The organism is Streptomyces sp. LARHCF249, assembly GCF_052871255.1.
This window is the reverse complement of record NZ_JBIXJQ010000011.1, coordinates 39,764-57,914: the sequence shown is the minus strand read 5'-3', so window position 1 is coordinate 57,914 and position 18,151 is coordinate 39,764. Positions and strand designations below refer to the sequence as shown.

Below are 18,151 nucleotides of genomic sequence, written 5' to 3'. Positions count from 1 at the left end.
GCCCGCCCCGGCCGGAGGGCCGGAGGCGGGCCGCCAAGGCGTCGTGTCGGTCACCGGCCGCTCGAACCCTCGGGGACCGGGCCCCGCACAGCCGCGCCGGAGGCGGCGGGCAGCGGCGGCGGGCCGCCCGGATCCGCGTCTCCCCGGGCGGGGAGGGCCCACCAGGCGGCGAGGCCGATGATCACTCCGGTCAGCACGGTGGACGGGCCGCCGATGTCCGCGTACAGGAAGTCGGTCAGCTGCCACACGAACAGGCCGGTCGCGATCAGCCCGCAGTCCCGGATCCGCCCCGCGCCGCCGGAGCCGGAGGCGAGCCGCCGTGCGCCCGCCACCAGCAGCGCCGCCCAGCCGCCCGCCAGCGCGGTCAGCCCGATCAGCCCCTGCTCGCTCAGGATGAGCAGGTACATGTTGTGCGGGGAGAGCAGCGGCTGGCGGACGTACGCCTGCCCCGCGCCCGCGGTGTCACTGCCGGAGGACAGCCCCAGCGAGGCATGCCCGTCCCGGTGGGCCGGGAAGCCCTTCAGCCCCACCCCCACCGCCGGCCGCTCCCGCCACATCGACCCGGCCGCGGCCCACATCGTGTAGCGGTCGGTCACCGACTGGTCGGGCGCGCTGGAGACCTGTGTGATGGAGGTCAGCCGCTCCGCGACCATCTCCGAGCCGACGCCGAGCCCGCCCACCAGGACGACCCCGGCGGCGGCCAGCGCGAGCAGCACCTTCAGCGCCCGCCGGATCCCGGCCAGCAGCATCACCAGCACCGCCGCGCCCAGCGTGGCGATCCACGCGCCCCGGCTGAAGGACAGCACCAGAGGCAGCACCAACGCCAGCGCGCAGCCCCCTGCGATCCGCCGGGCCCGCCGCGGCAGCCCCGGCGCGAGCGCGACGGCCGTCGCCACCACCAGCCCGTACGCGACCACCGTGGCCATGCCCATGACGTCACCGGGGCCGAAGGTGCCCACGGCCCGGATGTCCTCGCCCTGGTACGAGGCCCCGGTGTGGGTCGCGTACTGCACGACGCCCACCGCACCCTGCACCAGCGCCAGGACCACGAAGCACCCGGCGGCGATCCGGAACTCCCCGGCGTCGCGCACCAGCAGCACCACGGCCGCCGGGACCAGTACGAAGACCTGGAGGTAGCGCACGAAGCCCGGCAGGGCGGCGTACGGATCCCCCGCGGTCATCGTCGCGACCGCGAGCCCCACGGCGGGCGCCCCGAGCACGAGCACACCCAGCGGGGTCAGCCCCCGCACCCGCCCGCGCAGGGCCTGCACGGCGCAGACGAAGACCAGCAGCAGCGAGGCCGCGTCGGCCGGGCCGACCTTCCCGGAGGCGGTCGCGTCCCCGGCCGGGAGCGGTGCGAGCAGGAACAGCACGGTCGCGGCGAGCGGCAGCAGCGGCCAGTGCCGCCGCAGCAGCCCCGGACCGCCGGGGCGGTGGGTGCGCCGGACGCCGTTCAGGGATACCGCAAGGCTCATCAGCTGCCCCCCAGCCGGAAGCGGAAGAAGGAGGCCGCGGTGCGGGCCAGGATCCACAGGTCCTGCCACAGCGACCAGGTGTCGATGTAGTGGTTGTCGAACCGGGCCCGGTCCTCGATGGAGGTGTCCCCGCGCAGGCCGTTGATCTGCGCCAGGCCGGTGATCCCGACGGGCATCCGGTGCCGGGCCTCGTAGCCGGGGTGCACGGTGGAGAACTTGGCGACGAAGAAGGGCCGTTCGGGGCGCGGGCCGACCAGGCTCATGTCACCCCGTACGACGTTCCACAGCTGCGGCAGCTCGTCCAGCGAGGACTTGCGCAGGAAGGACCCGACCGGGCTCATCCGCCGGTCGCCCGCGACCGTCCAGCGAGTGGCGGACTCGTGCTCGTCGGCGCGCAGCGTACGGAACTTCAGCAGGGTGAAGGGGCGCCCGTACAGGCCGACCCGCTCCTGCCGGAAGATCACCCCCGGCCCGTCGCAGGTGCGGACGGCCAGCGCGCAGGCGGCCATCACGGGCGCGGCGGCCACCAGCGCGACCAGCGCGAGGGCCGCGTCGATGCCCCGCTTGACCCAGCGCTCCAGCGGCCGCGCGGGCCGGGGCAGCAGGGGCTGCACGGCGTACCCCCACAACTGGTCGGCGGGGTGCGCCAGCCGCATCCCGGTGACCTTGGCGGTACCGGCCGGGTCGGCGAGCCAGAGCCGGCAGCCGTGGTCGTGGAAGAGGCGGACCAGGGAGGCGGTGCGCTCGTCGGCCTCGGGCGGGCAGGTGAACACGGCGTGCCGCACGGAGTTCTGGATGACCGCGCGCCGGATGTCCTCGTGGGTGGTGAGCACGGGCAGCGGGCCGGTGTCGCCCGCGGCGGGCGACGCGGTGTCGGCGAGCCCGACCGGGCGCAAGCCGTACTCGGGGCGGCCGTGCAGGGCGGCGGCCACCGCGCCCGCTCCACCGCCGGGTCCCACGACGAGGGCCGAGGCGGGCCGGCGCAGGCGGGTGCGACGGCGGAACTGGTTGACGGACCCGCGTCCCGCGCACGCCAGTACGACCTGGAGGCACACGGCCGTGACCAGCGCGCTCCAGCTCAGGGCCCGGGCGGGCTCGACGGCGGCGACGACCGCGGCGGCGCCGCACCACAGGACGGCGGACCGCCCGGCCAGCGCGGGCAGTTCGAGGAGCGCCGAGGGCGCGAGCCGCGGCCGGTAGAGCCCGGCCTGCGCGTGCAGCACGGTGAGCAGGACGGCGATGGGCGCGGCCGCCCCGGCCGGCAGGCCCGCGCCGGGCAGGGCGGTTCCGGGCAGGGCCGTCGCGGTGAGTACGGCGGCCAGCGCGTCGGCGGTGAGCAGCGGGAGCACCCCGTCCCGGCGGCGGACCCGCCGCGGGCGTACGGCGGGCCGGGCCTGGCCGGCCCTGGGCCCGCGCGGAGGGTGGATGGCGGTCGCGGCGCGGCGTGCTGCTGCGTTCGGCGCAGGCGCCAAGGCCCCGCCGGCGGGCCCCGTGCCGCCCTGCCCGGTGTGCCGGGCGGGTGCGCTGTCCATCGTCATCGGCTGATGCGCTCCTGGTTCAAGGGCCGGGGCCTGCCCAGCAGTTCGTGGTACAGGCCGGTGACCGCGTCCGTGGTCCGCCGCACGTCGAAGTCGGTCCGGGCGTGCTGCCGGGCCTGCTCTCCGAGTTCGGCGAGCAGCCGCGGTTGTGCGAGCAGCCGTCCCAGGGCCTTGGCCAGTGCCGTCGGGTCCTCCGGTGGCACCAGGCAGAGCCGTCCCTGGCCGGGCGGCAGGCTTTCCCGGGCACCGCTGACGTCGGAGACCAGGACCGGTCGGCCGCAGGCCATGGCCTCGAGCGGGGCGAGCGCCATGCCTTCCCACCGCGACGGCAGTACAACGAGATCGGCGGCCCGAAGCCACGGTCGGATGTCCGGGGCGGCGCCCGCGAAGAGCACCCCGGAGGGGGCGGTGCGGCGCAGCCGTTCGGTGTCGGGGCCGTCGCCGACGAGGGCGAGCCGGGCGCCGGGGACGGTGCCCAGCAGCTCCGGCCAGGCCCGCAGCAGGACGTCCTGCCCCTTCTGCGGGCAGAGCCGGCCCACGCAGACGGCGAGCGGTCCGTCGCCCCGGAAGGCGGCGGGCAGCGGCAGGCCGGCGCGGGCGCGGGCCTTGTCCTGGTCGGGGTCGGGGCCGCCGGGCCGGAAGTGGTCGAGGTCCACGCCGTTGCGGATCACCGACCAGCGGGCCGCGATCCCCTCGGCCTCGCCCGCGCGGCGCTCGGCCTCGCTGACGCAGAGCACCCGGTCGGCCCACCGGGCGGCGTACCTCTCCCAGCGCAGCGCGAGTGCGCCGGTGGCCCCGCCGACGGCGTCGAAGGACCAGGCGTGCGGCTGGAAGACGGTGGGGACGGCGCCGCGGGCGGCGAGCCGCCCGGCCAGCCCGGCCTTGGCGCTGTGGGCGTGCAGGAGATCGGGCCGCACGCGGCGCAGCAGCCGCCGGGCGCCGAGCACTTCGGCGGGCAGTCCGGGTCCGGGGGCCCGTCCGGCGCGCCAGGTGAGCACCTCGGCGCCGGCTTCCCGGGCGGCGTCGGCGAGCGTTCCGCCGGGCGGGCAGCCGACGACGGCGCGCAGGCCGGCGGCGGTCTGGGCGCGCACGAGATCGGTGACGACCCGGGCGACACCGCCGTCCACGGGCTGGGCTAGGTGGAGGATGGTACTGGGCAGTGCCGCCCATGGCTGTGTGGGCACGTGGAGTGGCCTCCTGCGTTCAGCGGCGCGCGTCTGTCTGAACGAAGAGCACACCGAGGAAATGACCCTGACTTTCGCCCGTGAACCTGAAGCTCAGACTGCGGGCACCACCGGACAGGGCGGGACTCAGGTCGAACACGTCCGCGTCATAGCCGAGATTGTTCACATAATCAGGCTGGCGCACGAACGTTTGCTGTCCGAATTCCGTGATCGTGGAATTCATAACATCATTAAAAGGATTTTCCGGATCGCTGAGACTCACCCGGCGGCCGCTGTCCGCGGTCACGGTGAGTGAGTCCTCCAAGGTGCCCCGGTCCCCGTCGTACGCGACCACCCCGACCCGCCCGGAGGCGCCGGCCGGCACGTCCAGACCGTCCATCGCGATGAGCCCGTCGCCGGTGCCCGGACGGGCGGCGAGCGACTCGAACCCGTCCCACAGCGAGATCCGGCGCACCGGCTCCTGCGGGTGCTCGTACGCGACGACCAGCGTCCAGCCGCCCCAGGCCCCCGCCTCGGAGTGGCCCATGGCGATGTTGAGCTGCGCCACCGTCCACATCCCGGTGCCGCCCTCGCGCACCAGCGGCGTCACGTCGGCCGAGGCCTGGTAGGCGTCGCTGCCGGCGTCCGTACGGTGGCCGATCACCGTGTCGGCCAGGACCTCCTTGTACGCGCCGCCCGGCTCGGCGACCAGCACCCGGCCGTTGTCCTCCGGGGGCTTCTGCTCGCCCACCCGCAGGTTCCCGCCCCAGTACAGGCGGGCGTACGAGACCTTCGCGCCCTGCGGGACCTTGAGCTCGGCGCGGGTGGAGTTGTAGGTGTCCGGGTCCTTGTCGACCTCGCTGTAGAACATCTCGAAGTCGCCGTTGACCCCGGCCGCCCCCCGCTTGACCTCGGCGCAGGGCTCGGCCTGCGGGGACTCCTCCCGGCGGCAGCTGATGCCGGAGTTGGAGGCCCGTACCAGCCCGCCGTGCTGCACGGCATGGTAACGCTGGGTGAACGGAATCCTGGGCATCTCCCGGGGAGCGGGGACGTCTGGAGCGGGGGCCGCCTGCGCAGCGGTAACGAACGCGGAAAGTGTGAGGCCGGACAGCAGAACGAGCGTGCCGAGGATTCTGCGGGAGGAACCCATGACCCCGTCTCCATTTTCGATCAAGGGGACAAAACAGGAGTGAACTTTGTCAGAAATCGGGCTGGAAATCACGTCGGACTCGCTCGTACGGCCTTTTGGGCGATAACACGCACCCTGGAAGTGGGCGGGTCGTTATCGCTTGCACCATTGTTCGAACCGAAATGGCGGAACCCGGGCACGTCCGAACGTCAACCTCGCGGCCCGAAACGGCGGCATCCGGGTGAAGTCACGCAACCCCGCCGGGGGCCGGGCCGTTGACCCAGGTACTCCAGCACCGGGCAATCCTGCAAAAAAGGGACGACAATGATCAAGAAGATGATGGCCACGGCAGCGGTTGCGGCCTCGGTCGCGGGCATGGGCGCCGCCATGGCGCCGCAGGCGATGGCCATCGGGAACGACAACGGCATCAACACCGTGAACGGCAACGGCGCTGCGCAGATCTACGGGAACCAGGCCACCTACGGCAACATGAGCCCGCAGATGGCGCTGATCCAGGGCTCCTTCAACAAGCCCTGCATCGCCCTGCCCGCCAAGGCCAACGTCCAGTCGCTGCTGGCTCTGGTGAACGTCGGCGTCCAGGACATCCCGGTCCTGTCCAACCCGATGAACCAGCAGTGCACCGAGAACTCCACCCAGGCCAAGGGCGACGAGCCGCTCTCGCACATCCTGGACAACATCCCGGTCCTCTCCGGCAACGTCTCCTCCGGCAGCTGACCGAGGGACGCCCCAGCGAGGCCGTCGCACCTACGGGTCGCGGCGGCCTCGCCGCGTGAATGCGCGAATGGCGGCACGCCTTCGACGCGCTTCCCGAATTCCCCGGAGCATCGGGATGAATTCCGGAGGACCACGAAAAACATGCGGTTTCTTTTGCCCGGATCACTCGTTGTTATTTCGGCAGTGGATACGCCTCTGCGGGAAGGATCAAAAAGAAAATGAAGCACAAGAAGGCAGTGGTGCTGGCCGCCGGGGCCCTGATGGCAGCCGGTGCCGCCTCACCCGCCCTGGCCGACGCCGACGCCTCCGGCGCGGCAGTGGGTTCCCCCGGCGTCCTGTCGGGCAACAACGTCCAGGTGCCGATCCACATCCCGATCAACCTCTGCGGCAACAGCGTCAACGTGATCGGCCTGCTGAACCCCGCGTTCGGCAACGTCTGCATCAACCACTGACGAAGCGGCCCGGCCCACACGGGCAAACCTCCTCGGGGTGGCCTCGGAGTGCACGGCGGTGCACTCCGGGGCCACCTTCGATTCAGCACCGGCACCAAGGCCGGTAGACAGGGAAGGACCCATGCGACAGGTACTGAGCCGACAGGTACTGGGCAAGGGGATGCTCACGGCGGCGGCGGCGTCGAGTCTGCTGTCGATCGCGACCGGCGCGGCCTACGCGCATCCGGGAGCGACGGCCGAGGCCTCGCACTCTCCGGGTGTGCTGGCCGGCAACAGCGTCTCGGTACCGGTCACCTTCGCGCCCAACGTGTGCGGCAACAGCGTGGACGGGGGTGCGGCGCTCAACCCTGCGATGGGGAACACCTGCGTCACCACGACCGGCTCGCACACGGACGACGGCTACGACTACGGGCGCTACCTCAGCCCCGAGAACGCCCAGGCCTTCGAGCGCTACCTCGAGGAGCGCGAGGAGCCCCGGGGACCGCGGCACGCGGTGCCGGAGCAGCGCCAGGAGTCGCCGCGCTACGAGCAGCCCCGGCACGGGGAACCCCGCCACGCGGGGCCGAGGCACGCGAAGCCGCGCCAGGAGGAGCCGCGTCACGAAGGCGCCTACGGCGGCCCGGGCGCAGTGGAGGGCGAGGAGGAGTGCGACGACCACCCCGAGTCCGCTCCGCCCCCGCCGGTGCACCACGCGCCCCCGGCGCCCGAGCGGCCCCACCCGATGCCCGAGCCCGTCGCGGAGCACCCGGCCCCGCTGCCCGCTCCGGCCCCGGCCCCGGTCGAGGAGGCGCCCGCCCCGAGTCCCGAGGCGCCCGCGCCCGCGCCGGTCGACGAGGCCCCGCAGCCGCTGCCCGCCCCCGCTCCCGGGCCCGAGCCCGTCCCCGAGGAGGCTCCGGCACCGCTCCCGGCCCCGGTCGAGGAGGCGCCCGCACCGCTTCCCGCCCCGGTCGAGGAGGCGCCCGCACCGCTTCCCGCGCCCGCCCCCGTCGTGGAGGAGGCGCCCGCGCCCGGGCCGCCGCACGGAAGCCGGCCCGTGGAGCACCCGGCACCGGAGGTGGCCCGGCCGGCCGACCAGCCCCCGGCCGCCCCCGCAGGCGACGCTCCCGTCCACCTGCCCCCGGCAGCCGCTCCCGCCCCGGTTCCCGCACCCGCACCGGCCCCCGCTCCCGCGCAGGTGACCGCGCCCATGCTGGCCGAGACCGGCGCGGGACAGCCCGCGGCCGCGGCGGTCCTCGCCTCGGCACTGATCCTCGGCGGCGCCATTCTGTACCGGCGGTCCCGTATCGCCTGACGGCAATACCGGTAATCGGAAGAAATATCGGCCGGAGAATCCCTTGTCGGATTCTCCGGCCGCTGTCATGTACCCGTGCTCCGCGTTTCCGGATCGGCGGGGAATCGTTACGCATGGCGAAAGCGGCGCGACCGGTCGCCGCTGACGCCTCTGCCCACGAAAAGAATGAGGATTTCGATAATGAAGCTCACGAAGGTCGCCGCTGTCGTCGCCGGCTCCGTAGCCGCCCTCGGCGCCGCCGCCCCCGCCTTCGCGGCCGACGCCCCGTCCGAGGTGCCCATGAGCCTGACGAGCGGGGCGACGACGGTGACGGAGGCCGTGAACCCGGTCTCCGAGCAGCTCCCGCAGATCGTCGGCGCCGGTCTGGCCGAACAGGGCGAGCACGTCAACACCGTCCTGGGCACCGTCCAGAGGGTCAACGAGGTCCGCAACAACGTGCCCGGCCAGCTGCTCGGCCTCGCGAACGGCGCCACCCAGGCGTCCCCGCTCCTCGGCGGCGTACAGCTCAACGGCGGCGCCCGCTGAGCGGTCCGTACGTGACTGTGGGCGCCACCGGCGAGGCCGGGGCGCCCACAGTCGTTCTACGACCGGTGTCAGTCGTTGACGCAGACGTTGCCGAACGCGGGGTTCAGCAGCGCGATGATGTTCACGGTGTTGCCGCAGACGTTGACCGGCACGTGGACCGGGACCTGGACCAGGTTGCCCGAGAGGACACCGGGGGAACCCACGGCCGCGCCCTCGGCCGACGAGTCGGCGACGGCGGAGCCGGCGGCACCAGCCGCAGCGAGACCGGCGGTGGCCAGGACCAGGGCGGCCTTCTTGGCAGAGTTCATGGGAAGTGCACCTTCTGTTCGATGTTCTGCCCCGATCCGGGGCTCACATCGAGCGAAACGGTCCACCTTCCCCGACGACACGGTTTCATCCGCGATCAGACCTGTTCAGCTCAATAGTCGTAACCACGAACGGCTTCGGACGTTACGGAAGGTCCGGGATCTCCGGGATCTCCGGGATCTCGACTTCGGGGAGCTCCGGCACGATCTCCACCGGAGCCGCCGGGTCCGGCAGCGTCGGCGGGGTGAGCGGCGGCAGCTCCACGCCCGGAATCTCCGGGAGCTCGACCCCCGGGAGCTCCGGCAGCTTGATCTCCGGCAGCTTGATCTCGGGGAGCTTGATTTCCGGGATCTTGATGTCCGGCAGGCTGACGCCCGGCGGCAGGAGGCCCTTGATGGTCTCGAGGAGCCCGTTGATGAGGTCGTCGATCGGACCGGCGGCCGCTGCGCGCTGCCCCGTCGTGTCGAACTGCTGCCGGGCGGCCGCGCGGTCACTGTCCACGGCGCCCGCGGGGGCCGCCGCGCCGGACAGTATGACGACGGCGAGGGCCGACGGGACGAGGAGACGGGCGCGGCGGGCGCGGGACGGCTTCGTGGGGTGCATGGAAGTTCCTTTGGTGGTCGCGCGGATACGGACCGGAGCGATCCGCTCCCTCACCCACCGTGCGAACACCTTTCACCGAGCGCAACCGGAGGCGGGCCGACTGCGCGCTGCGTACGGGCTTCGCGCAGGCGTCCGGGGCCCCCTCACCCGGGCCGGGGAAAACCTCCCGGCGCACGGGCCGTTTGAGTGAAGCAGCGGAACCAAGCCCCGGGCAGGGCAGTTGACCAGGGCGCTCCATCAGCGGGCACTCGTGCGACAGAAGGATCAAGATGTTCAAGAAGATCATGACCGCCGCCGTCGTCACCGCCGCCGCGGTCGGCGCGGGCGCTGCTGCCGCGGCCCCGGCCATGGCCATCGGCAACGACAACGGGGTCAACACCGTCAACGGCAACGGCGCGCAGCAGATCTACGGCAACCAGAAGACCCACGGCGACCAGAGCCCGCAGCTCGGCCTGGTCCAGGGCACGCTGAACAAGCCCTGCATCGGCCTGCCGGCGAAGGTCAACGCGGAGTCCCTGCTGGCGATCATCGCCAACATCGGCGTCCAGGACATCAACGTCCTGTCGAACCCGATGAACCAGCAGTGCACCGAGAACTCCACCCAGGCCAAGGGCGACGAGTCCCTCTCGCACATCCTCAGCAACATCCCGATCCTCTCGGGCAACCTCTCCGCCAACAGCTGATCTCCGGGGCCCGGTGCCCGTGGAGCGAAGCAACGAGGGCCCCGGCAGCCTCCAGCTGCCGGGGCCCTCGCGCGCGTGCCGCGACATCGGCGTCAGCCGGTCCAGAAGTCCCACCACCGGGTGAGGACGAGCATGGCGATCACCCCGATGTGCAGGGCGGGCGGGGCCCAGCCGAACTCGGCGAAGAAGCCGCGGACCGGGCCGGGCGACGGAAGGATCCCCGTACGGGAGTTGTGCGCGGTGACGGCCCAGAACATCAGCAGGGTCGCCACCCAGGCCAGACAGCACCACAGGCACAGCGCGTTGATCTCGTACAGCGACTGGACCATCAGCCAGGAGCAGAAGCCGACACCGAAGAGGGTTCCGGCGTTCAGACCCAGCCAGAACCAGCCGCGGTAGCGCGCGCCGGCCAGCAGTCCCGCGCCGACGCACACCACGACGGCGTAAGCCACCAGCCCCAGCATCGGGTTGGGGAAGCCGAAGGCGGCCGCCTGGTCGCTCTCCATCACGCTGCCGCAGGAGACCACGGGGTTGAGGCTGCAGGCGGGCTTGAAGTCGGGGTCCTCCAACAGGAGGAACTTGTCCAGGGTGATGACCCAGGAGGCCAGCACCCCGGCCGCCCCGGTGAGGACCAGCAGCCAGGCCGGCCCTCGTGGCGCGGCGCCCTGTTCGCTCTCGTGTCGAGTGCGGGGCTGCCCCTGCTGGCGGGGGACGCCCACTGTATTCGTTGCCATGTGGCCCATAGTCCCGCGCTTCACCACAGAGAGGGCCTAACCATGCCCATCCGTACGCAAGTTGACCTGAAGGTGTGGCGGGAACCCCCGATGCTTCCCGGACGTTTTACCGAACCCCGGACGTGATGTCAGAGCCAGGGGTTACGTTGAGCTTCCGCAAAGTGACAAGCTGCGACGGCCTGGAGACCCACCGTGAGCGATCCGTACGAGACAACCGAGGCACACCTCGGCCGGCTCCTCGGCCGCGCCCTGAACTCCTTCGACCTGCCCGACCGGCTGGTCGAGCGCCTCGGCACGGCGCTCGCCCACAGCTCTTCGCTCTACACCACCCACCACAGCCCGGCGGCGGGCGTCTGGCGGGAGACCCACCGGCACACCTACCTACTGGCCGACGGCGGTTCGGTGTCGCTGTGGGAGCTGGTGTACCGGCAGGAGGGCGACCGGACGATCCGGCACGAGCTCTTCGCGAGCAAGGCGGAGACCTGCCTGGCCGTGGCCCGGCTGTTCGGCGAATCCCCGTCCGAGGCGGCCCTCGACCCGACGCTCCTGCCGGGCGACGAGGAGCCCGATGACGACGTGGCGGTACTGACCGCGCTGTTCGCGGCCTCCGCGTCGGCGCGGCCGCACCGGGAGTACGCGGTGGAGCAGTCCGCCGACCACGCCCGGCGGGTGCTGCGCCGCGCGGAGAACGCGGACCGGCCCGGCGAGGGGGTGGCGGCGCGGCTGCGGTCGGCGTACGCACACCAGATCACGCAGTCCTTCGGCGGGCGGCACGGCCCGACGGGCGGGCGGGAGGCCGGCTTCAGCCTGTACGAGCACGCCTTCGTCCTGCTGGACGGGGAGGAGGTCAGCCTGTGGGAGGTCGAGCACACGGCGACGCCGGACGGGCGGCACATGTGCGAGGTGTACGAGAGCGAGGCGGCCGCGCGCGGAGCGATGGAGCTCCGCGCGCGGGTTCGCTGACGCTCAGGCCGCGGCCGTGACCGTTCGCGGGTCGGCCGGCTCGGCAGCCTGGGGCTGCTCGGGCCCGGCGGTGCGGCGCATGCCCTTGAGGAGGATGACCAGGCCGGCGGTGGTTGCGGTGCCGGCGGCGATGGCGATCAGGTAGAGCAGCGGGTTTCCGATCAGCGGGATCACGAAGATGCCGCCGTGCGGGGCCCGCAGGGTGCACTCGAACAGCATCGACAGGCCGCCGGTGACCGCGCCGCCCGCCATCGAGGCGGGGATGACGCGCAGCGGGTCGGCCGCGGCGAACGGAATGGCGCCCTCGCTGATGAAGGAGGCGCCGAGGAACCAGGCCGCCTTGCCGTTGTCCCGCTCGGTCTTGGAGAAGAGCCGGCTGCGGACGGTGGTGGCCAGGGCCATCGCGAGCGGCGGGACCATTCCGGCGGCCATCACGGCGGCCATGACCTTCAGACTGCCCTCGTTGGGGGTGGCGAGGCCGCCGATGGCGAAGGCGTACGCGACCTTGTTGAGCGGGCCGCCGAGGTCGAAGCACATCATCAGGCCGAGGATGACGCCGAGGATGATCGCGTTGGCGCCGGAGAGGCCTGACAGCCACTGGGTGAGGGCCTGTTGGAGCGAGGCGACGGGCTTGCCGACGACCAGGAACATCAGGAACGCGGTGACGGCCGAGCCGATCAGCGGCAGCACGACGACCGGCATGATGCCGCGCAGTGCGGCGGGGATCCGCACGCGCTGGACGGCCAGGACGGTGCCGCCGGCGAGGAGGCCGGCGATCAGGCCGCCGAGGAAGCCGGCGTCGATGGTGAGGGCGACCGCGCCGCCGACGAAGCCGGGGACGAGGCCGGGGCGGTCGGCCATGCCGTAGGCGATGTATCCGGCGAGGACCGGTACGAGGAAGCCGAAGGCGAGGCCGCCGGTCTGGAACAGGAGCGCGGCCCAACTGGCGGCCTCGGTCCAGGCGAAGTGCTCGGCGACGGAGGGGGCGGTGTTGATCTCGTACCCGCCGATGGCGAAGGCGAGGGCGATGAGCAGTCCGCCGGCGGCGACGAAGGGGACCATGTAGCTGACCCCGGACATGAGCCAGGTGCGGAGCTTCGCCCCGTAGCCGTCGGCCTCCTCTCCGGTGCGTTCGACGGGGGTCGGGGTGTGGTCGGCGACCTCGCCGCGGGCGGCCTTGTCGCGGGCCTCGGCGAGGAGTTCGGCGGGGCGGTTGACACCGGCCTTCACGCCGACGTCGACGGTGGGCTTCCCCGCGAAGCGGGCCCGGTCCCGTACGGGGACGTCGTGGGCGAAGACGACGGCGTCGGCGGCTGCGATGGCCTCTGGGGCCAGGCGGGTGAATCCGGCGGAGCCCTGGGTCTCGACGCTGATCGCGATCCCGGCCTCGGCCGCGGCCTGCGTGAGGGCCTCGGCGGCCATGTAGGTGTGCGCGATCCCGGTCGGGCAGGACGTCACCGCGACGACGCGGAACACTTCGCGGGCGGCATCCGCCACATCCGGCCCCGCCTGGGGGCCCCTCCCAGCGGTAGCTGGGGGAGTTTGAGGCGCGGGGTCCGGGGCGGAGCCCCGGTCCACCGAGGGTATTGCCGCCACCGCACCGGCCGCGGGAGCCGATTCGCCGGACACGAGACGTGCGGCCTCGGCGGGGGTGGCGGCCGCGCGGAGGGCTGTTGCGAACTCCGGCCGCATCAGGCGGCGGGCCAGCGAGGACAGGATCGACAGGTGGGCGTCATCGGCGCCGGCGGGGGCGGCGATGAGGAAGATCAGGTCCGCGGGGCCGTCGGGGGCGCCGAAGTCGATGCCGGCCGGGGAGCGGCCGAAGGCGAGGGTGGGGGCCGTGACGTGGGCGCTGCGGCAGTGCGGGATGCCTATGCCGCCCTCCAGGCCGGTCGGCATCTGGGCCTCGCGCGCCGCGACGTCCGCCAGGAACCCGTCCAGGTCCGTGACCCGGCCGCTCAACACCATGCGTACCGCCAGCGCACGCGCCGCCGCTTCCTTCGACTCGGCGGACAGGTCGAGGTCGACCAGTTCGGGGGTGATCATCTCGCTCATCGCGGGCTCCTTTGCTCGCGTCAGGCCGTGGCGGGTTCGGACAGGGGGAGGTCCAGGGGGAGGTCCTGGGTGATGCGGACCGCGTCGGGGCGCAGGTCCGCGGGGGTCGGCATGGCACTGCCGGGCAGCTGGACCGCGGCCGCGCCGTGGGCCAGGGCCGAGGCGAGGGCTTCGCGGCCGCTGCCTCCCGCGATCAGGAAGCCGGCCAGGGAGGCGTCGCCCGCACCGACGTTGCTGCGGACCGCCGGGGCCGGCGCGGTGCCGTAGTGGGCGCCCTCCGCGGAGACCAGCAGCTGGCCGTCGGCGCCGAGGGAGGCCAGGACGGCGCCCGCGCCCAGGGAGCGCAGCTCCTCGGCCGCCTTGACGACGTCGCCGAGGGTGGACAGCGGCCGGCCGACGGCTTCGGCGAGCTCCTGAGCATTGGGCTTGATCACGTCGGGGCGGGCGGGCAGCGCCGCCAGCAGGGCCGGGCCCGAGGTGTCCAGGGCGATCCGGGCGCCCGCTTCGTGGGCGCGGGCCACGAGGTCGGCGTACCACTCGGGGCTCAGGCCCTGCGGGAGACTGCCGCAGCAGGCGATCCAGGAGGCGGTGCCGGAGCAGGTGCGGACCGTGTCCAGGAGGAGGGCGGACTCCGTGGGCGTGAGCTCCGGGCCGGCCGCGTTGATCTTGGTGAGGGTGCCGTCCGGTTCGGCGAGCGAGATGTTCGCGCGGGTCTCGCCGGCGATCGTGACGGCGGTGACGTCCACGCCCTGCGCCACGAGGAGTGCGGCGAGCAGGGTGCCCGGGGCTCCGCCGAGCGGGAGGACCGCCGTCGTGCGGACGCCCGCCGCGGACACCGCCCGGGAGACGTTGACGCCCTTGCCCCCGGGGTCGACCCGGTCGCCGGTGGCGCGCAGTACCTCGCCGCGCTCCAGCGAGGGGACCTCGTACGTCCGGTCCAGGGAGGGGTTGGGGGTGACGGTGAGGATCATACGAGCACAACTTCCGTACCGGCGGCCTCGATCGCCGCCTTGTGGGCGGGGTCGAGCCCCGTGTCCGTGATGAGCAGGTCGACGTCCGCGAAGGAGCCGAAGCACGCGAAGTGCTCCTGTCCGGCCTTCGCCGAGTCGGCGAGGAGGACCACGCGGCGTGCGGCGGCCACCGCGGCGCGCTTGACGGCGGCCTCGGCGAGGTCGGGGGTGGTGAGCCCGCCGTCAGCCGTGAACCCGTTGGTCGCGAGGAAGAGGACGTCGGCGCGGATCTCGGCGTACGCGCGCAGCGCCCACGCGTCGACGGCGGCGCGGGTGCGGTGGCGGACGCGGCCGCCGACGAGGTGGAGGTCGATGCCGGTGTGGTCGGCCAGGCGGGCGGCGACGGGCAGCGCGTGGGTGACCACGGTGAGCGCGATGTCGACGGGGACGGCCGCCGCGAGGCGGGCGACCGTACTGCCGGCGTCGAGGACGACACTGCCGCCGTCGGGGAGTTCGGCGAGGGCGGCGGCCGCGATGCGGTCCTTCTCGTCGGCGGCCGTGGCCTCGCGCTCGGTGAGGTCCGGTTCGAAGTCGAGGCGGCCGGCCGGGATGGCCCCGCCGTGCACGCGGCGGACCAGGCCGGCCCGGTCGAGGGCCTTCAGGTCGCGTCGTACGGTCTCGGCGGTGACCTGGAACCGATCGGCGAGGGAAAGCACGTCGACCCGGCCCGCCTCGCGGGCGAGGCGGAGGATCTCCTGCTGGCGCTCCGGTGCGTACATGTGGATTTACGTCCGTTCAATGCCCGACTGCGTGGGTTAGCCCATACAGTACGCCCGATCGGAGCCAGAACAAAGAGAAACGGACATGCCCGCCAACAAAGGCGGGCATGTCCGTGAAAGGGGTCGGAGGGCCTCAGACGGCCGGGACCTTCTCCGGGGTGTCCTCGGAGGCCTTCGCCCGGGTTTTCCCCGGGCCGTTCTCCGCAACCGTGGCAGGGTGCTCGGAGCCGCCCTCGCGCTGCTCCATGGGGACCGGCTTGCGCGGCAGCATGAACATCACCGCGAAGATCACGACCAGGACGGCCGCGACCCACCACAGCGCGCCGCGGAAGGCCTCGACGTACGGCGTCCCGAACACCATGTCGTCGTCGATCAGCCCGAAGAAGACGACGGAGGTCAGGGCGAGACCCAGCGCGTTGCCCATCTGGCCGGTGGTGTTGATCAGACCGGAGGCGGAGCCCGCGTGCTCGCGCGGCACCTCGGACAGCGTCGTGTCGTTGAGCGGAGCCACGATCAGGCCCATGCCGATGCCCATGAGGATCAGCGGGGCGGCCATCTGCCAGGCGGCGATCTCCATGCCGTAGTGCTCGGACTCCCAGATGTAGAGGAGCAGACCGGAGGCCATGATCAGCGCACCGGCCTGGAGCACCTTGCGGCCGAAGCGCGGCACGAGCTTGCCGACCGAGATGCCCGCGGCGCCCGAGACGGCCAGGGAGAAGGGGATGCCGGTGAGGCCGGCCCGCAGGGCCCCCCAGCCCAGGCCCATCTGCATGTACAGCGTCCAGACCAGGAAGAAGATGCCGGTCGCTATGCCGAAGGTGAGCTGGACGGCGATACCGCCGGAGAAGCTCTTGACCTTGAAGAGGGAGAGCTCGACGAGCGGCGAGCCGTCCTTCTTGACCTTGTACTTCTCGTAGGCGATGAACGCGCCGAAGACGAACGGCGACGCGATCATGCAGGCGAAGCCCCACATCGGCCAGTCGTTCTCGCGGCCCTGGGTGAGCGGGAAGATCAGCATGACCAGGGCGAGGGTCGCGAGGACCACGCCGACGAGGTCCAGGCGCAGGGCCTTGGGGGCCTTGGACTCGGCTATGAACATCCGGCCCAGGATCACGGCCGCGATGCCGACCGGCAGGTTGATCAGGAAGATCGGGCGCCATTCGAGACCGAACAGGTTCCACTCGGTGAGCAGCGCGCCGAGCAGCGGGCCGGAGACGGCGCCGAGGCCGACGACGGCACCGAACATGCCGAAGACCTTGCCGCGCTCGTGCGGCGGGAAGCTGACGTGGATGATCGCCAGCACCTGCGGGACCATCATGGCGGCCATGCCGCCCTGCAGGATGCGGGAGGCGACGAGCATCGAGGGGTTCTCGGCGATGCCGCAGAGCAGCGAGGCGACCGTGAAACCGCTGATGCCGATGAGGAAGACGCGCTTGCGGCCGTAGATGTCACCGAGACGGCCGCCGGTGATCAGGCCGGCGGCGAAGGCGAGGGCGTAGCCGGCGGTGATCCACTGGATCGCGCTGGTGGACGCGCCGAGGTGCTGGCGCATGCTGGGTATCGCGATGTTGACGATCGTGACGTCGACCAGGTCCATGAAGGTCGCGGTCATCACGATGGCGAGCGCCAGCCAGCGGCGGCGGTCGGCGGGCGAACTGGCTTCTTCTCGTAGGGGCCCGTTCTCTCTTTCGGGCGATGTCTGGGACGTCTCGGTGCTCATGGAGAGAAACCTAGACGGGGTCTAGGTCAGTCTGTGACCTATTTCGCTGGCAACCTTGAATGCATGACCGACACCCCGGCACGGCTGCTCTCCCTGCTGTCCCTCCTCCAGACCCCGCGCGAATGGCCCGGGAGCGAGCTCGCGGAGCGGCTGCGGGTGAGCCCCCGCACGATCCGGCGCGACATCGAGCGACTGCGCGAGCTCGGCTATCCGGTCGAGGCCACGCTGGGGGCGGAGGGCGGATACCGGCTGGTGGCGGGGGCGGCGATGCCGCCGCTGCTGCTCGACGACGAGGAGGCGGTGGCCATCGCGGTGGGGCTGCGGGCGGGCGCCGGGCATGCGATCGAGGGGGTGGAGGAGGCCTCCGTACGGGCCCTGGCCAAGCTGGAGCAGGTGCTTCCGTCGCGGCTGCGGCACCGGGTGGGCGCGCTGCAGTCGGCCACGGTCGCACTGACCCGGGGCGACGGGCCGAGCGTGGACCCGGGGACGCTGACGACGATCGCCTCGGCGGTGGCGGGGCCGGAGCGGCTGCGGTTCGCGTACGAGGCGGGGGACGGCGCCCGGTCGCGGCGGCTGGTGGAGCCGTACCGGCTGGTGAGCGCGGGGAGCCGCTGGTACCTGGTCGCGTACGACCTGGAGCGCGGGGACTGGCGGACCTTCCGGGTGGACCGGGTGGGTGAGGCCTTCGCGACCGGGGCCCGGTTCGCGCCGCGGGAACTGCCCATGGACGCGCGGGAGTTCGTCCGCAGGGGACTGCGGGGCCGGCAGACGTACGCCGTGGAGGTCACCTTCGCGGCGGGCCCGGCGGAGCTGCCGGAGTGGCTGCGGGAGGCCGCCGTCGCCGACGCGGACGGCGGCGGCGCTGTCGATGACGGCGCTGTCGACGACGGCACGCGGGTCCGCTTCGACAGCGGGGACGCTCCGGAGTGGCTGGTGGCGCGGCTGGCGCTCACGGGACTGCCGTTCACGGTGCAGGCCCCGGCGGCGCTCTCGGCGGCGGCGCACGCGCTGGCCGAGCGGCTGGCCCGGGCATGAGGGAGCCCCGGCACC

18 protein-coding genes are annotated in these 18,151 nt (G+C 72.8%); 7 read left to right on the top strand and 11 right to left on the bottom strand.

Annotated features, from left to right (window positions below; all coding sequences use genetic code 11):
• Window positions 1-50 precede the first annotated feature (50 nt).
• The 4 genes from ACIPUC_RS28415 to ACIPUC_RS28400 are packed head-to-tail and all read right to left on the bottom strand — an operon-like array spanning window position 51 to window position 5,398.
• Complete coding sequence (locus ACIPUC_RS28415) at window positions 51-1,475, bottom strand: O-antigen ligase family protein (protein ID WP_446593153.1); 1,425 nt, start codon at window positions 1,473-1,475, stop codon at window positions 51-53.
• Window positions 1,475-3,007 (bottom strand): exopolysaccharide biosynthesis polyprenyl glycosylphosphotransferase, encoded by a 1,533-nt coding sequence (locus ACIPUC_RS28410; RefSeq protein WP_446593376.1) that lies wholly within the window; start codon window positions 3,005-3,007, stop codon window positions 1,475-1,477. The genes ACIPUC_RS28415 and ACIPUC_RS28410 overlap by 1 nt, the downstream gene beginning before the upstream one ends.
• 2 nt (window positions 3,008-3,009) lie before the next feature.
• Window positions 3,010-4,197, bottom strand: coding sequence for a glycosyltransferase (locus ACIPUC_RS28405; RefSeq protein ID WP_446593151.1), 1,188 nt, complete (start codon window positions 4,195-4,197; stop codon window positions 3,010-3,012).
• A 19-nt stretch (window positions 4,198-4,216) separates the two neighbouring features.
• Entirely contained in the window at window positions 4,217-5,398 is a 1,182-nt protein-coding gene (locus tag ACIPUC_RS28400) for a DUF3344 domain-containing protein (protein WP_446593150.1), read from the bottom strand.
• Window positions 5,399-5,629: 231 nt separating this feature from the next.
• Between ACIPUC_RS28400 and ACIPUC_RS28395 the strand changes: the two genes are divergently transcribed.
• The 4 genes from ACIPUC_RS28395 to ACIPUC_RS28380 all read left to right on the top strand — a co-directional run bounded on the left by ACIPUC_RS28395 (window position 5,630) and on the right by ACIPUC_RS28380 (window position 8,308).
• Window positions 5,630-6,040 carry a rodlin gene (locus ACIPUC_RS28395; RefSeq protein WP_446593148.1) on the top strand — a complete coding sequence of 137 codons (411 nt, stop codon included), beginning with the start codon at window positions 5,630-5,632 and terminating at the stop codon, window positions 6,038-6,040.
• Window positions 6,041-6,258: 218 nt separating this feature from the next.
• Entirely contained in the window at window positions 6,259-6,492 is a 234-nt protein-coding gene (locus ACIPUC_RS28390; RefSeq protein WP_446593146.1) for a chaplin, read from the top strand.
• Window positions 6,493-6,613: 121 nt separating this feature from the next.
• Window positions 6,614-7,783 carry a chaplin gene (locus tag ACIPUC_RS28385; RefSeq protein WP_446593145.1) on the top strand — a complete coding sequence of 390 codons (1,170 nt, stop codon included), beginning with the start codon at window positions 6,614-6,616 and terminating at the stop codon, window positions 7,781-7,783.
• Window positions 7,784-7,963: 180 nt separating this feature from the next.
• Window positions 7,964-8,308, top strand: coding sequence for a hypothetical protein (locus ACIPUC_RS28380; protein WP_446593144.1), 345 nt, complete (start codon window positions 7,964-7,966; stop codon window positions 8,306-8,308).
• A gap of 68 nt (window positions 8,309-8,376) precedes the next feature.
• Here ACIPUC_RS28380 and ACIPUC_RS28375 read toward each other — a convergent pair whose 3' ends face one another.
• Window positions 8,377-8,616, bottom strand: coding sequence for a chaplin (locus ACIPUC_RS28375; protein ID WP_446593142.1), 240 nt, complete (start codon window positions 8,614-8,616; stop codon window positions 8,377-8,379).
• A gap of 142 nt (window positions 8,617-8,758) precedes the next feature.
• Window positions 8,759-9,217 (bottom strand): hypothetical protein, encoded by a 459-nt coding sequence (locus tag ACIPUC_RS28370; RefSeq protein WP_446593140.1) that lies wholly within the window; start codon window positions 9,215-9,217, stop codon window positions 8,759-8,761.
• A gap of 269 nt (window positions 9,218-9,486) precedes the next feature.
• On the opposite strand from ACIPUC_RS28370, the gene ACIPUC_RS28365 reads away from it, so the two are divergent.
• A complete protein-coding gene (locus ACIPUC_RS28365; RefSeq protein WP_446593138.1) occupies window positions 9,487-9,900 on the top strand; it encodes a rodlin in 414 nt (137 codons plus the stop codon).
• A 92-nt stretch (window positions 9,901-9,992) separates the two neighbouring features.
• Here the strand turns inward: ACIPUC_RS28365 and ACIPUC_RS28360 are convergent, their stop codons facing one another.
• The gene (locus ACIPUC_RS28360; protein WP_446593136.1) at window positions 9,993-10,634 is read right to left on the bottom strand and encodes a vitamin K epoxide reductase family protein; all 642 of its coding nucleotides are present in this window, start codon (window positions 10,632-10,634) and stop codon (window positions 9,993-9,995) included.
• 192 nt (window positions 10,635-10,826) lie between these two features.
• Here ACIPUC_RS28360 and ACIPUC_RS28355 point away from each other — a divergent pair, with 192 nt between their 5' ends.
• Entirely contained in the window at window positions 10,827-11,597 is a 771-nt protein-coding gene (locus ACIPUC_RS28355) for a DUF6227 family protein (protein ID WP_446593134.1), read from the top strand.
• A gap of 3 nt (window positions 11,598-11,600) precedes the next feature.
• On the opposite strand, the gene ACIPUC_RS28350 is transcribed toward ACIPUC_RS28355, so the two are convergent.
• The 4 genes from ACIPUC_RS28350 to ACIPUC_RS28335 form a co-directional block, all read right to left on the bottom strand.
• Entirely contained in the window at window positions 11,601-13,652 is a 2,052-nt protein-coding gene (locus tag ACIPUC_RS28350) for a PTS fructose transporter subunit IIABC (protein WP_446593132.1), read from the bottom strand.
• A 20-nt stretch (window positions 13,653-13,672) separates the two neighbouring features.
• Window positions 13,673-14,623 carry a 1-phosphofructokinase gene (gene pfkB / locus ACIPUC_RS28345; RefSeq protein ID WP_446593130.1) on the bottom strand — a complete coding sequence of 317 codons (951 nt, stop codon included), beginning with the start codon at window positions 14,621-14,623 and terminating at the stop codon, window positions 13,673-13,675.
• Window positions 14,620-15,381 (bottom strand): DeoR/GlpR family DNA-binding transcription regulator, encoded by a 762-nt coding sequence (locus tag ACIPUC_RS28340; protein ID WP_446593128.1) that lies wholly within the window; start codon window positions 15,379-15,381, stop codon window positions 14,620-14,622. The genes pfkB and ACIPUC_RS28340 overlap by 4 nt, the downstream gene beginning before the upstream one ends.
• Before the next feature lie 133 nt (window positions 15,382-15,514).
• The gene (locus ACIPUC_RS28335) at window positions 15,515-17,101 is read right to left on the bottom strand and encodes an MFS transporter (protein WP_446593126.1); all 1,587 of its coding nucleotides are present in this window, start codon (window positions 17,099-17,101) and stop codon (window positions 15,515-15,517) included.
• 63 nt (window positions 17,102-17,164) lie between these two features.
• Here ACIPUC_RS28335 and ACIPUC_RS28330 point away from each other — a divergent pair, with 63 nt between their 5' ends.
• Window positions 17,165-18,136, top strand: a complete 972-nt coding sequence (locus ACIPUC_RS28330) for a helix-turn-helix transcriptional regulator (RefSeq protein ID WP_446593124.1) — start codon at window positions 17,165-17,167, stop codon at window positions 18,134-18,136.
• Window positions 18,137-18,151 lie beyond the last annotated feature (15 nt).

Coding starts and splice junctions, on each gene's coding strand:
- ACIPUC_RS28330 (WP_446593124.1), top strand. CDS start 17,165: ATGACCGACACCCCGGCACGGCTGCTCTCCCTGCTGTCCCTCCTCCAG.
- ACIPUC_RS28410 (WP_446593376.1), bottom strand. CDS start 3,007: ATGGACAGCGCACCCGCCCGGCACACCGGGCAGGGCGGCACGGGGCCC.
- ACIPUC_RS28335 (WP_446593126.1), bottom strand. CDS start 17,101: ATGAGCACCGAGACGTCCCAGACATCGCCCGAAAGAGAGAACGGGCCC.
- ACIPUC_RS28370 (WP_446593140.1), bottom strand. CDS start 9,217: ATGCACCCCACGAAGCCGTCCCGCGCCCGCCGCGCCCGTCTCCTCGTC.
- ACIPUC_RS28365 (WP_446593138.1), top strand. CDS start 9,487: ATGTTCAAGAAGATCATGACCGCCGCCGTCGTCACCGCCGCCGCGGTC.
- ACIPUC_RS28390 (WP_446593146.1), top strand. CDS start 6,259: ATGAAGCACAAGAAGGCAGTGGTGCTGGCCGCCGGGGCCCTGATGGCA.
- ACIPUC_RS28360 (WP_446593136.1), bottom strand. CDS start 10,634: ATGGCAACGAATACAGTGGGCGTCCCCCGCCAGCAGGGGCAGCCCCGC.
- ACIPUC_RS28375 (WP_446593142.1), bottom strand. CDS start 8,616: ATGAACTCTGCCAAGAAGGCCGCCCTGGTCCTGGCCACCGCCGGTCTC.
- ACIPUC_RS28415 (WP_446593153.1), bottom strand. CDS start 1,475: ATGAGCCTTGCGGTATCCCTGAACGGCGTCCGGCGCACCCACCGCCCC.
- ACIPUC_RS28350 (WP_446593132.1), bottom strand. CDS start 13,652: ATGAGCGAGATGATCACCCCCGAACTGGTCGACCTCGACCTGTCCGCC.
- ACIPUC_RS28385 (WP_446593145.1), top strand. CDS start 6,614: ATGCGACAGGTACTGAGCCGACAGGTACTGGGCAAGGGGATGCTCACG.
- ACIPUC_RS28395 (WP_446593148.1), top strand. CDS start 5,630: ATGATCAAGAAGATGATGGCCACGGCAGCGGTTGCGGCCTCGGTCGCG.
- pfkB (WP_446593130.1), bottom strand. CDS start 14,623: ATGATCCTCACCGTCACCCCCAACCCCTCCCTGGACCGGACGTACGAG.
- ACIPUC_RS28380 (WP_446593144.1), top strand. CDS start 7,964: ATGAAGCTCACGAAGGTCGCCGCTGTCGTCGCCGGCTCCGTAGCCGCC.
- ACIPUC_RS28340 (WP_446593128.1), bottom strand. CDS start 15,381: ATGTACGCACCGGAGCGCCAGCAGGAGATCCTCCGCCTCGCCCGCGAG.